We start from the raw sequence: 11,949 nt of genomic DNA on the forward strand, positions 1-11,949 counted from the left end.
TGACGACGAAAACCCTCCCGTGGGAGCTCCCACGGGAGGGTTTTGGCGTCGATAAGCAATGTGCCCCTAGATGCCACCGAAGGGGCCACGCAGCGGGTCGAACGGGGCGATCGTCTCGTCGACCTCACCCGTCTCGATCTGCTTGGCAAGCATCTTGCCCGACAGCGGGCCCAGAATGATGCCCCACATGCCGTGGCCGCCGTTGGTGTAAACATTCGGAACCTTCGTCGCACCCACGAGCGGCAGACCGTCCGGGGTGACCGGGCGCGAACCGACCCACTCGTCCTGCCGGTCCTCCCAGTTCACGCCCTTAAAGAACGGCTTGGTGGCGTGGATCATGGAATCGACGCGGCCCGGCTGGAACGGCTCGTCCGGACCGCGGAACTCCATCGTGCCCGCAACGCGGAAACGCCCCTGGTACGGGGTGCAGGCAATCTTCGGGTCCGGCAGGTACACGGGGCAGGTCACCGGCTCGTCCGTCTCCACAGAGAAGGAGTAGCCGCGGCCAGCCTGCACCATCGTGGTCACACCGAGATCGCGGGCCAGCTTCGGCAGCCATGCGCCCGTGGCTAACACGACGTTGTCTGCGCTGAGCCAATCGCCCGTAGCCAGCTTCACCGCGGGCTTGCGGGTGGAGCGGACCTCCACGACCTCCACGCCGGTGGTCACCTTGCCGCCGCGCTCCACGATGGAGTCCGCGATGGCTCGGCAGTACGGGCCCGGCTCAATGAAGCGCTGGCCGCCCATCTTGTAAATCGCGCCGACCTTATCGGTGAGGATAGGGGCCAGCTCGCGCGCCGACTCCAGCGAAATCTGCTCGAACGGCACATCCTGGCCGTGACGAATCGCGCCCTCGACCTCCTTCAGGAAGCCGCCAGCCTGCTTCTCGCTCTCAAAACCGATGATGAACGGGCCCTCGTGGCTGCTCGCCTCCACACCGCCCGCCTCGAGCTCGTCGAACGCGGCGAGTGCAGCGATGTCAGCCTTAGTCAGCCCCGCCATGGTCTTATCCCACGCGCGGTCGGTCGCGTGCGCCATGAAGTTGGCAACGAAGCGCCACAGCTTCGGATCGACGCGCACCGGCACATCCAGCGCGGCGTGCTTGTCGAACAGAGCGGTTGGGCCGTACGCCCACAGCGAGCTATTGGACAGTGGAATGGTTTTACCGGGAGCGAGCCATCCGGCATTGCCCCAAGACGAACCGGCGGCGACGTCGATGCGCTCCAGCACCTCCACGTCGTGGCCGTACTCCTGCAAATACCAAGCGGTGGCAAGACCGGTCATGCCGGCGCCGACAACGATCGTACGAGTCATGCGATTAATGTAGGACACATCACATGGCGCGCGGGCAGAAATTGGGTGTGATTCGCCCGCGCTACCCCTGTATGAGCGTGAGCGACGCGAGGCGCACCTCGCCAACCTCGTCGGAGGCGTCCAGGTCCACCACGCCGTGGAGCTGGAACGAGTTGTCGCCCTCCGGGTCCTTCACAATCTGGGTGACCTGCCACCGCCGGCCAGACTGGTCGCCGAGGCGGAAGTACTCGGGCCCGCGTGCGTCGGGGCCGAGTTCCACGTCGTCGTACTCGTCGAAGTAGTCGTCCATCGCGGCCGGCCAATCCACACGTTCATCCGGCTCGAGGTAGTCCAGCATCTCAGTGAGCTGGTCCTCCTTCTCGTACGCGAACAGTTCCACCAAGCGGAAGAAGTAGTTGCGCACCATGATGGTGAACGCGCGGCGGTTCGCAGTGAGCGCCGTCGGATCTTCCACGCCGAAAGCAAGCTCGCGCTCCACGGTTTCGGCCGAGACGGGTTGGTCTTCGCCCGTCATGTGCGCCCATTCGTCGATAAGCGACGAGTCCACCTGGCGAATCATCTCGCCGAGCCACACCACGATGTCCTCCAGCTCCTCGTTCATGTACGCGTCTGGCACCGAAAACGACAACGTGCGCCACGCGTCGGAGAGGTAGCGCAGCACCACCCCCTCCGAGCGGGCGAGACCGTAGGTGGCGATGAGGTCCGAAAACGTCATCGCGTGTTCGATCATGTCGCGCACCACAGACTTCGGTGAGAGCTCGAACTCCTTCGCCCACGGGTTGCCTTCGGTAAACGTGTCGTAGGCGTCCTCCAGCTCATCGGCGAGCGGCTTGGGGTAGGTGACCTCCTCGATGATGGACATACGCTCGGTGTAGTCCACGCCCTCGGCCTTCAGCGCCGCGATCTCCTCGCCGCGCTCCTTCTTCTGCTGGGCCTGGAGCAGTTGGCGCGGGTCGTCCAGAATCGCCTCGAAAGTAGACACCACGTCGAGCACGTACGTATCGGACTCCGGGTCGAGCAGCGTGAGAAACGCCAGCGCGAACGGGGAGAGCGGCTGGTTCAGCGCGAAGTCACGGTCCAACTCCTGGGTGAGCGTGTACGGGCGAAACGCCGGCGAATCAGGCGTGCGCACCACCACGCCTGCGTTGATAAGACCGCGAAACAGCTCCACCGCAGTGAGGATGTCCCGGTTCTGCTTCGCGCGCGTGTCGTGGTTGTCGCGCAAGAGATGCCGCATGTGCTCGTAGCCGTCGCCCGGGCGGGCCACCACGTTGAGCAGCATCGAGTTCGACACCTTGAACTGGCTCGCCAGCTCCTCCGGCTCAGCCACCTTGAGCCGTTCGAACGTCTTCTCCGACCAGGACACTTCGCCGTCGCGCGCGGACTTTTTGTGCAGCTTCTTCAGCTTCTGTGGATCGTCGCCAGCCCTGCGCCGCAGCTTCACGTTCTCAATCTCGTGCTCCGGCGCCTCCACCACCACGGTGCCCTCTGTATCGAAACCGGCGCGCCCGGCGCGGCCCGCGATCTGGTGGAACTCGCGCGACTTCAAAATGCGCTGCCGCGTGCCGTCGTACTTTGCCAACCCAGTCATGAGCACCGTACGGATCGGCACGTTAATCCCCACGCCCAAGGTGTCGGTGCCGCAGATGACCTTCAGCAGGCCGGTCTGCGAAAGACGCTCCACCAGGCGGCGGTACTTCGGCAGCATGCCCGCGTGGTGCACACCGATGCCGCGTCGCAGCAGTTTGGATAAGGTCTTGCCGAATGTCGTCGTAAAGCGAAATGCCCCAATTTCCTCCGCGATCCGCTCCTTCTCCTCGGCAGTGACGATATTCATGCTGGTCAGTGCCTGTGCCCGCTCGGTGGCCTCGCGCTGGGAGAAGTGGACGACGTAGATGGGCGCCTTGCCGTCGTCAAGCAACTGCTCGATGGTCTCGTGCACCGGCGTGAACACGTAGTGGAAGTCGAGGGGGACCGGGCGCTGCGCACCTCCGACGTACGTCGTCTCTCGGCCCGTGCGGCGCGTCAGGTCCTCCTCCAGCCACGCGGTATCGCCCAAGGTGGCGGACATGAGCAGGAACTGGGCGCCGTGCAACTCCAGCAGGGGCACCTGCCACGCCCAGCCGCGCTCGGGCTCGGAATAGTAGTGGAACTCGTCCATCACCACCTGGTCAATGCGGGCGTTTTTGCCTTCGCGCAGCGCGATGTTGGCCACGATTTCCGCGGTCGCGGCGATGATAGGCGCGTTGCCGTTCACGGTTGCGTCGCCGGTCATCATGCCAACGTTCTCGGGACCGAAAATCTCGCACAGGGCGAAGAACTTCTCGCTCACCAGCGCCTTAATCGGAGCGGTGTAAAACGAGCGCTGCCCGCGCGCCATGGCGATGAAGTGAGCGGCGTTGGCCACCATCGACTTGCCTGACCCGGTAGGCGTGGCCAGGATGACATTGTCCCCGGCCAACAAGGCCAGCGAAGCCTCCTCCTGGGCCGGGTAAAGCGTGATGCCCCGGGAGGCGGTCCAGGCTGTAAACGAGTCCCACACCACGTCCTCAAACAGGTTCGCGGGGGCCTCTTGAATGTCGGCGAGCATGTCGGTGAGCGTCACGCACACCACCGTAGCCGACGTGCCGGTTGCGCCCGGTGTGCGCTACTGGTCGCGGGTGGGATCGTTGCCAGCGCTGCCGTCGCGCCCGCCGTTTTCGTCGCGCGGCTCGCCGCCCTCTTCGGCGCCTGCTTCAACGTCCGTGGCATCAGGGTCGATGAAAAAGTGGTCGCGCAGCCGCTGGTCCGTCTCCTCGCTGCGCGGGAGGCTGGGGCGCTCGCGGTCGCGGTCCTCGATCGCGGTGAGGTAGTTCTCGAACGCCTCGCTGATCTCCTCGCCGGTGGGCATCTGGGCCTCGCCCGGCATCATTGCCTGCGGGTGCTGGCGGCGGTACTCGGACATCTCGGTGTCGTAGTGCTCCTCCAGCGCGCGAACAACCTGGGTGATCTCCTCCGAGTTCGCGGTCTGCTCCGCGAGCTGCTGCGAGACGCGCTGCATGTCCGACTCGATGGCGCGAAGCGGGAACTGAAGCTTCGTGGAGTCCTCCACGGACTGCAGCAGCTGGAACGTCGCGTGCGGGTACGGCGAGGATGCCACGTAATGCGGCACGTGCGCGGTGTAGCCCGCCACCTTGCGCCCGCGCTGGTTCAGCTCGCGCTCGATGAGAATGGACGCGGAGCCCGGGATGGACACCATGCCATCGAACGTGAACATCGAGCCCACCAAGTCGCGGTCATTGCCGTGCGCGGACACCACGAGCGGGCGTGTGTGCGGCGCACCCATCGGCGCGGCGTACAGGCACACGGTCTTGTCCACATCGAAGCGCTCCGCCAAATCGGCCACAGCACCGGAGAAGGCCTCCCAGCGCAAATCCGGCTCGGGCCCGGAAAGGAGGAGGAAGGACTCACCGGAGGCGTCGCGAAGCACCCGCATATCCAGCTGCAGGTCCGCAACGTCCGTGATCTCTGCGTGTGCCAAGGTCACCGTTGGGCGGCGCGAGCGGTAATCAATGAGCTCGTCGTTGTTAAACGTCGCCACGGTGTGCGACTCCAGCGCCGCCTTGAGGTGGTCCGCCGCGGATTCAACCGCGTGGCCCGCGTCGGCGTAGCCGTGCATCGCCACAATCAGGGTGGGGCCAGCCGGCGAATCGTCGCCAACGGCAGGCGAGGGGTACTCCAAGTCGTACATGCGGCCTGCATCCGTCATCGCGTGTTCCTCCTGAACCTAACTGAACCTAACTGAACCTAAGTGCCTCAGCTTTTCTCAACTCCCACACCATAACGGCCGGGGGCGCTGAATCATTCCAACCTACAGCAGGCGAACCAACGCGGCGCGCCGTCTGCGGGCCGCTGACCTGCGTGTGAAAAGTCGTATGGAACCGGCAGCCGATTTCTAGCGTCTGATGTACATGAACGATGCACACTCACAGCCGCAAGAAACGAACCAGCCGGACGGGTTGCCCGCCGGCGCGAAACCAATTGACATTCTTTCCTCACCCGCCAACCTCATCGCCTCGCTGCCGGGCGCACTTGGCTTCTTCCCGAACGAGGCCGTGGTGCTGATCAACCTGCGTACCGGCCCCGCCGCGCCGGGGGAGCTGCACGTCGGCCCGTACCAGTGCGTGGACCTGGGTAGCCCGTCGCGGCTGCATGAGGAGTTCTGTCGCATTCCGATGCACCAGCGCGCCACTACGTTCGCCGTGGTGGTCTCGCGGGTGCCGGATTCCGGGATGGTGGCACTCGCGGCGGAGATGCTCAGCCGCGTGGGCGACGAGTTCGGACCCATCATCGAAGCGTGCTGGATTGTTTCTGAGGTCGCGGAGGGCACACCGTACCGCCTACTATTCGGACCGGAAGAAGATTTCGACGAATGGGGGTGGGCCAACGCGATCCAGGCTGGCGCCGTCTCGTCGGTGGTGGCGTCGCCCGCGATGCGCCCGCTGCTTGACCACGGGGTGCTGCCGGAGCTCGACCGCGCGGACATCTTCGAGCACTTCGACCCGGTCTCGCTCGCGGACACAAACGTGTGCGAGCAGGTCGCGGCCGCCGCGCACCACCGCGGCATCGAGCTCGTGGAACTCACCGTCGTCGCCCCGAACTTGGCCAGGGCTGACATCGAGCGCGGGTGCGATCTCTTCCTCGCCGCGCCTGCGCTGAGCATGGTGGACACAGAATGCAGCTTGCTTATCGACGACATCTTTGACAACCCCGAAGACATCGAACTCCTCGCGGCCTTGCTGTCGCGCAACCGGTTGCGCGACAGTCTCATCTTGGACGCGATGACCTCACCGCGTCGCGCCGGGGCGCTCCTGCTCACCATGGCACGCAACTTCACCGGCGTGATTCGCGCGAATGCTCTGTGCCTGTGGGCGATGGTGGCGGTGACGCAGGGGTTGCTGCCGTGGGCCGCTGTTGCGCTCCAACGCGCGGAGGAGGAAGTGGAGCACCACCAGCTTTCGATGCTGCTCAGCCAAGCGATGCAGATGGGCAAACTCGAGGAGCTGGTGCATGCGGCCACGGAGGGGTGTCGCGACACCTGGCGCGAGATGGGGCATTAGCGCGGCGCGGAGTGGGAGCGGTCGCCGAGACGCTCGGTGAACGCCCACGCATCCTCGACGATGCGGCGCAGCTGCGTGCGCGTGGGGTCCCACCCGAGCTCGCTGCGGATCTTCTCAGACGACGCGATGAGTACCGCGGGGTCGCCCGCGCGTCGCGGCGCCACCTCTGCCGGGATGGGGTGGCCGGTGACATCGCGGCATACTTCGATGACCTCACGCACCGAGTACCCGTCGCCGGAACCGAGGTTGTAAATGCGGTGCTCGCCTGGCCGGTTGGTGTCCAGCGCGAGCGCGTGCGCGTCCGCGAGGTCGCGGATATGGATGTAGTCGCGCACGCAGGTGCCGTCCTTGGTGGGCCAATCGTCGCCGTAGATCATGATCTTGTCGCGGTACCCCATCGCCACCTGCAGCACGATCGGGATGAGGTGGGTTTCAGTGATGTGGTTCTCGCCGAAGTCCCCGTACGCGCCGGCGACGTTGAAGTAGCGCAGACTCGTCGCTCCCAGACCGTAGGCGCGGCAGTACGAGCTGATGGCGTAATCGATGGCCAACTTGGTCGCGCCGTATGGGTTGGTCGGCGCAGTAGATGCGTCCTCGGTGATGGGCACCGTCTCCGGCTCGCCGTAGGTCGCCGCGGTAGAGGAGAACACGAGCGAGGGGACGTTGTAGCGGCGCATCGCGTCGAGAAGCGAGAGCGAGACGTCGAGGTTGCCGTGCCAGTACTTTGCTGGGTCCTCCACAGACTCGCCCACCAACGAGCGGGCAGCGAAGTGAAGCACGCCGTCGTAGTTTCCAGCGCCCAGAACCTCGTCCGCCACCTCGACGATATCGCCCTCAACCAGGTGCGCACCCGTGGGGACTGCGTCGCGGTTGCCGGTGCTGAAATCATCGATCACGGTCACGTCGTGGCCCGCTTCGAGCAACGTAGCCGCGCAAACACTTCCCACGTAGCCGGCACCGCCGGTGACCACTAGCCGCATTCGTCCGCCCCAGCCCTAGTCGAGCAACTCGACGCGCAGTCCGTGCGCGACGTCCGGGGTGAGGGTGACCGTCTCACCGCCCTGCTCGCGCTCGACCTCCACACCACCGCCGTCGATGGGGGTGAGCGTCACTGTCTCGCCGATGATGTCGCCAGCAGCGGTGAGCGACTCCCCGCTGGGCAGGGGCACCTGCAGGATCTCGCTGATCTGCAGGACCTTCGCGCGTGCCGGAGCTTTCAGGCGTAGGTCGTTCACGCGGGTGCCGAACTCGGCAGGCGCATTAGCTGCGGCGCCGAGCTCATCCAGCGCCGGAATGGGATTGCCAAAGGGGGAGCGAGTCGGCTCATCCAATACCGTCACAACGCGGCGTTCGACTTCCTCGCTCATCACGTGCTCCCACCGGCAGGCTTCCTCGTGTACTTGGGCGAGGTCGAGCTTCAGCACGTCGGTAAGCAGCCGCTCCGCCAAGCGGTGCTTGCGCATGACTGCCGTTGCGCGCTCGCGTCCCTCCTCGGTGAGCGAGAGCGAGCGGTCCTGCTCCACCACGATAAGGCCGTCGCGCTCCATGCGCGCTACGGTCTGCGACACGGTCGGCCCGGACTGCTCGAGGCGCTCAGCGATGCGGGCACGCAGCGGGGTGATGCCTTCTTCTTCGAGCTCGTAGACGGTACGCAGATACATCTCTGTGGTATCGACAAGATCACGCACGTTTAAGAATCCTTCCAAGCGTGGCGGGAAAGGGATAGCAATCACTGTAGCCCAGCCGTGGCCGACAGGACCGCGCTAAGGCGCGGCGACTTCAGCGAAAGTAAACGAGGCCGCGCCACAACGGGCGCGGCCTCGAGGCAAGGTCGGGGCGAACTACATGGCGTAGTCGCGCAGACGGTCAGCACGCTCACCGACGCGCAGCTTCGCCATCACCTCACGTTCGATCTGGCGCACACGCTCGCGCGACAGCCCAAACTCGCGGCCAATCTGGTCCAGTGTGCGTGGCACACCGTCGGTCAGGCCGTAGCGCATGCGGATCACGTCCTGCTCGCGCTGCTCGAGCCCGTTAATGATGTCCTCGATGTCGTCGTGGCGCAGCGTGGTCACCACAGCGTCTTCCGCATCGGTGGCCTCAGCGTCCTCAATGAAGTCACCCAGCGGCGCCTCTTCATCAGCACCGACCGGCATATCCAGGCTCACCGGGTCGCGGGACTGGCGCAGTAGCATCTCAATCTTCGATTCCTCGATGCCGGACTCCTCCGACAGTTCCTCGTTCGTCGGTTCGCGCCCCAGGGACTGATACATCTCGCGGCGGATGCGGGAGAGTTTGTTCACCTGCTCCACGAGGTGCACTGGGAGGCGGATCGTGCGCGACTGGTCGGCCATACCGCGGGTAATAGCCTGGCGGATCCACCAGGTGGCGTAGGTGGAGAATTTGAAGCCCTTCGAGTAATCGAACTTCTCCATCGCGCGGATCAGCCCCAGGTTGCCCTCTTGGATCAAGTCGAGCAGCGGCATGCCGCGGCCGGTGTAGCGCTTCGCGAGCGAAACAACCAGGCGCAAGTTCGCCTCCAGCAGGTGGGCGCGGGCTTTTCGGCCCTGCTTCGCCAGAATCTGCAGATCGCGCTTCTTCGCACGGGTGAGCTTCGTATCCGGATCATCCAGCAGGTACTGGGCGTAGAGCCCAACCTCGATTTGCTGCGCCAGCTCCACCTCTTCCTCTGCGTCAAGGAGGGCGGTCTTGCCGATACCGTTGAGGTAGACACGAACCAGGTCCGCCGACGGGTTGTCGTTCGTCTGGTTCCGGCGGCTCCCGCGGTCGACGTTCTCGTCGTTGTCCGCGTTGTCCTTCGCCGCGGCGAGATCCGGTTGGGTCATGTGGCAGTGCCTCCTCGGATAGTGGAACAGCTGGGGAATCTGTGTAGTCAACGGCTCGGGTAGCGTGATTGTTCCCGGGGCGCGATTTACATTCAGGGCCGCATGTCGAGTGAGGTGAAAAGTTCGAGGTGAAAAGTTCTAAGCCTCCACTAAGACGGTGAACGGGCCCTCGTTGACGCTCGCCACGCGCATCTGCGCCCCAAAACGGCCTTCTTGCACCTCGATGCCGCGGGAGCGAAGTTCCTCCGCGATGCGGGCGATGACGGGTTCTGCCACATCGCCCGGGGCTGCGTCGCTCCACGACGGCCTCCGTCCCTTTGCGGTGCGCCCCATCAGGGTGAACTGGCTGACCAGCAACACGGGGGCGTTCGCGTCTACGACGGAGCGTTCGCCGTCGAGAATGCGCAGTTCGGCGATCTTGCGCGCCATGGTTTGCCATGCGTCGTCGGCATCTTCTTTGCCCACGCCTACGAGTGCGAGCACTCCGCCGGTGTCGGGGCAGTCGATCGCGCCGACAACTTCTCCATCGACGGTGACGGACGCGCTTGAGACGCGTGTGAGTACGGCTTTCATTCCACGCTCCTTCAGAAAGTTTTGCGGGTGAGTCGGGCCTACAGTTGAGCCAGCTCCGCGATCTCGGCGGGAAGCACAACCCCGTGGCGGATGAGATCCACCACGGCGCTCACCGCGGATTTTTCGAGGTCTTCGACGCTGGCGGTTTCGTCGGTGCGATCACCGGCGCGGGATACTGCGTAGAGGCCTACTACGTCGCGAAGCGACAGGCCCTGTGGGTGCAGGCCGGAGAGCAGCGCGAGAAGGCCCGAGTCCACGTCGTGGGTAAAGCGGGGGCCGTCGGTGCGGGTGACACGGATGGCTTCCGTGGCAAAACCCATGCCCACCTCAGTGTCGGCCAGGGAGATTTCCTCCAGGGCCACCCCGGGGCGCACGAGATACGACGCATCCAGGATGGCGTCGGCATCCTTGCCACGCAGCCACTCGGCACGGGTGAAGTACTCCTCGGCCTCTGGACCCAGCGGGTCAGTGAAAGGTTGAGAGACGGTCTCCGCGGTGACCTCGCTCGGAGCATCCCCGATGTCGCGCAGGAAGATCCAGCCGAAACCGATGGCGTGCACGTTGCGCTCGCGGAAGTGGTCCAGCCAGTGCAGGGTCTTGCTTACACCCTCAGGCGAGCGTGGGTCGATCGATTCGTCCTTGAGCCAGGTGGAGACGTACATGCCCGGGTCCACCACGTCGCGCTGCAGCACCCAAGCGCTCACCCCATGGGAGGGCAGCCAGGACGCCACACGAGACTGCCATGCCTCGTCCAACACGTGCGCCCACGAGCCGAGGATGAACGCGCTACCGCCTTCCGCAAGGTGGTCCCCCGCCTGGCCAGCCACCAGTTGGGTGGCGCCGTCGAGGTCCAGGCCGGAGTCGCGGTAGACGTGGCCGACCTCCGGCGGACCCACCACGAACGGCGGGTTGGCCACGATGCGGTCGAAGCGCTCACCAGCCACAGGATCGAACCAGGTGCCCTCGCGCAGCTCGACGTTATCTACCCCGTTCGCGACGAACGCCGCCTCGGCGAGCTGCAGTGCGCGGGCGTGGATATCTGTCGCCACAACCCGGTTCGCGCATGTTGCCTGGGCGAGGGCCTGCACACCGGAGCCCGTGCCCAAATCAAGCACGGAATCCACCGGAGTAAGCGGTGCCGCAGATAGCAGCGACAACGAGGCCGAACCAACCCCCAGAACATGGTCGCGGCCCGGCACGTGCTCGGTGACAGACGCGTCCGGGTCAGACAACACCAGACGAGGAGTGCCCGCGATGACATGCGGGCGCACATCCAACGCCGGGACATACTCATTCGATGCGCCAGTGGGGGCGGCCAGGCCCTCGTCGATAAGCAAAAGCGCCAACCGCGGCGAAACCATCTCCGCGAGCTGCTCCGCTGTGGCGGGGCGGCGCAGAAGGAAAAAGCGGATCAGCGCGGAAAGCTGGGACGAATCGCCGCACGCATCGAGCACGACACCCGGCTCGCGACGGTAGAGTGCCTCAGTGGCCTCGGGCCCAAGGTGCGCGGCGATGCCGTCGGCGGTGAACCCAGCCTGCGAAAGCGACTCCGCGAGCAGACGGGCCGCGGAGGGAAGTTCAGGCGAGAGCGGGAAAACGTCGGACACGCGGGCCTCCTCAACGTCAGCGGAATTAATCCTGATGGTCGATGATAGCGGGGGAGTTGCCCGTAGAACCCTCGGCTTCGCCCAGCTCCGCGCGCTGCTGCGCAACCAGCCGCTCGTGCTCACGCGCGGCGGCCGGCTTGTACACGTTCTTCGTGCGCGAATCGCGTTTTTCACCCTGCGCGTTGCCCAGCACCACCGCAATCCACGGCAGCGGGACAGAAATGACGAACAGCACGGAGGCAAGCACCCACGCCTCATAGAACGCGGCCGCAATCGCCGCCAGAATGAACGGGATGCGAAGCCCCTGCAAAATCGCGTACTGGCGCTCGCGCGACTGGCGGTTTTGTTCCGGCGAGCGCACTGCGTCCGTGATCAACGCGCGGGTCCGCGTCCGCCTGCGTGCGCCGGACTTCGCTTCCTCAATCTCGGCATCCACCGTTTCCGGTTCGCTGTTTGAACCGGTGTTGTGGAAGTGATCGTCGCGTGCGCCCATGAACCTCAAGGTTAGAC

Annotated in this window: 10 protein-coding genes; 1 reads left to right on the forward strand and 9 read right to left on the reverse strand. The window is 65.1% G+C overall.

Translation table 11 applies throughout. The features are described 5' to 3' along the window. Positions 1 to 66 precede the first annotated feature (66 nt). From HWX32_RS04400 to HWX32_RS04410, 3 genes are read right to left on the reverse strand one after another with little or no spacing between them, the layout of a single operon-like run. Positions 67 to 1,323, reverse strand: a complete 1,257-nt coding sequence (locus HWX32_RS04400; RefSeq protein ID WP_217702888.1) for an FAD-binding oxidoreductase — start codon at positions 1,321 to 1,323, stop codon at positions 67 to 69. 52 nt (positions 1,324 to 1,375) lie between these two features. Then, positions 1,376 to 3,904 (reverse strand): RNA helicase, encoded by a 2,529-nt coding sequence (locus HWX32_RS04405; protein WP_175935034.1) that lies wholly within the window; start codon positions 3,902 to 3,904, stop codon positions 1,376 to 1,378. A 57-nt stretch (positions 3,905 to 3,961) separates the two neighbouring features. Beyond that, positions 3,962 to 5,062 carry a PAC2 family protein gene (locus tag HWX32_RS04410; protein WP_175934858.1) on the reverse strand — a complete coding sequence of 367 codons (1,101 nt, stop codon included), beginning with the start codon at positions 5,060 to 5,062 and terminating at the stop codon, positions 3,962 to 3,964. Positions 5,063 to 5,264: 202 nt separating this feature from the next. Here HWX32_RS04410 and HWX32_RS04415 point away from each other — a divergent pair, with 202 nt between their 5' ends. Continuing rightward, positions 5,265 to 6,413, forward strand: coding sequence for a DUF4192 domain-containing protein (locus HWX32_RS04415; protein WP_175934859.1), 1,149 nt, complete (start codon positions 5,265 to 5,267; stop codon positions 6,411 to 6,413). Here HWX32_RS04415 and galE read toward each other — a convergent pair. From galE to HWX32_RS04445, 6 genes are all read right to left on the reverse strand, one after another. Then, positions 6,410 to 7,393: a UDP-glucose 4-epimerase GalE gene (gene galE, locus HWX32_RS04420; protein ID WP_175934860.1), complete on the reverse strand. Its 984-nt coding sequence runs from the start codon at positions 7,391 to 7,393 to the stop codon at positions 6,410 to 6,412. The two genes, HWX32_RS04415 and galE, sit on opposite strands and share 4 nt — an antisense overlap. A gap of 15 nt (positions 7,394 to 7,408) precedes the next feature. Continuing rightward, on the reverse strand, positions 7,409 to 8,101 hold the full coding sequence (locus HWX32_RS04425; protein ID WP_175934861.1) for a metal-dependent transcriptional regulator: 693 nt from the start codon (positions 8,099 to 8,101) through the stop codon (positions 7,409 to 7,411). A 153-nt stretch (positions 8,102 to 8,254) separates the two neighbouring features. Next, positions 8,255 to 9,259 carry a sigma-70 family RNA polymerase sigma factor gene (locus HWX32_RS04430; RefSeq protein WP_075468888.1) on the reverse strand — a complete coding sequence of 335 codons (1,005 nt, stop codon included), beginning with the start codon at positions 9,257 to 9,259 and terminating at the stop codon, positions 8,255 to 8,257. A gap of 138 nt (positions 9,260 to 9,397) precedes the next feature. Further along, entirely contained in the window at positions 9,398 to 9,832 is a 435-nt protein-coding gene (gene dtd, locus HWX32_RS04435; protein WP_175934862.1) for a D-aminoacyl-tRNA deacylase, read from the reverse strand. Positions 9,833 to 9,870: 38 nt separating this feature from the next. Next, positions 9,871 to 11,439 (reverse strand): methyltransferase, encoded by a 1,569-nt coding sequence (locus HWX32_RS04440; protein ID WP_175934863.1) that lies wholly within the window; start codon positions 11,437 to 11,439, stop codon positions 9,871 to 9,873. Between the two features lie 25 nt (positions 11,440 to 11,464). Then, positions 11,465 to 11,932, reverse strand: coding sequence for a DUF3099 domain-containing protein (locus HWX32_RS04445; protein ID WP_175934864.1), 468 nt, complete (start codon positions 11,930 to 11,932; stop codon positions 11,465 to 11,467). Positions 11,933 to 11,949: the final 17 nt, after the last annotated feature.

Source organism: Corynebacterium sp. Marseille-P4321 (assembly GCF_903645305.1).
Lineage (GTDB): Bacteria > Actinomycetota > Actinomycetes > Mycobacteriales > Mycobacteriaceae > Corynebacterium.

Excerpts from the sequence above, each read along its gene's own strand:
- HWX32_RS04405 (WP_175935034.1), bottom strand. The coding sequence starts at position 3,904 with ATGCTCGCCGACATTCAAGAGGCCCCCGCGAACCTGTTTGAGGACGTG.
- HWX32_RS04430 (WP_075468888.1), bottom strand. The coding sequence starts at position 9,259 with ATGACCCAACCGGATCTCGCCGCGGCGAAGGACAACGCGGACAACGAC.
- HWX32_RS04410 (WP_175934858.1), bottom strand. The coding sequence starts at position 5,062 with ATGACGGATGCAGGCCGCATGTACGACTTGGAGTACCCCTCGCCTGCC.
- galE (WP_175934860.1), bottom strand. The coding sequence starts at position 7,393 with ATGCGGCTAGTGGTCACCGGCGGTGCCGGCTACGTGGGAAGTGTTTGC.
- dtd (WP_175934862.1), bottom strand. The coding sequence starts at position 9,832 with ATGAAAGCCGTACTCACACGCGTCTCAAGCGCGTCCGTCACCGTCGAT.
- HWX32_RS04445 (WP_175934864.1), bottom strand. The coding sequence starts at position 11,932 with ATGGGCGCACGCGACGATCACTTCCACAACACCGGTTCAAACAGCGAA.
- HWX32_RS04415 (WP_175934859.1), top strand. The coding sequence starts at position 5,265 with ATGAACGATGCACACTCACAGCCGCAAGAAACGAACCAGCCGGACGGG.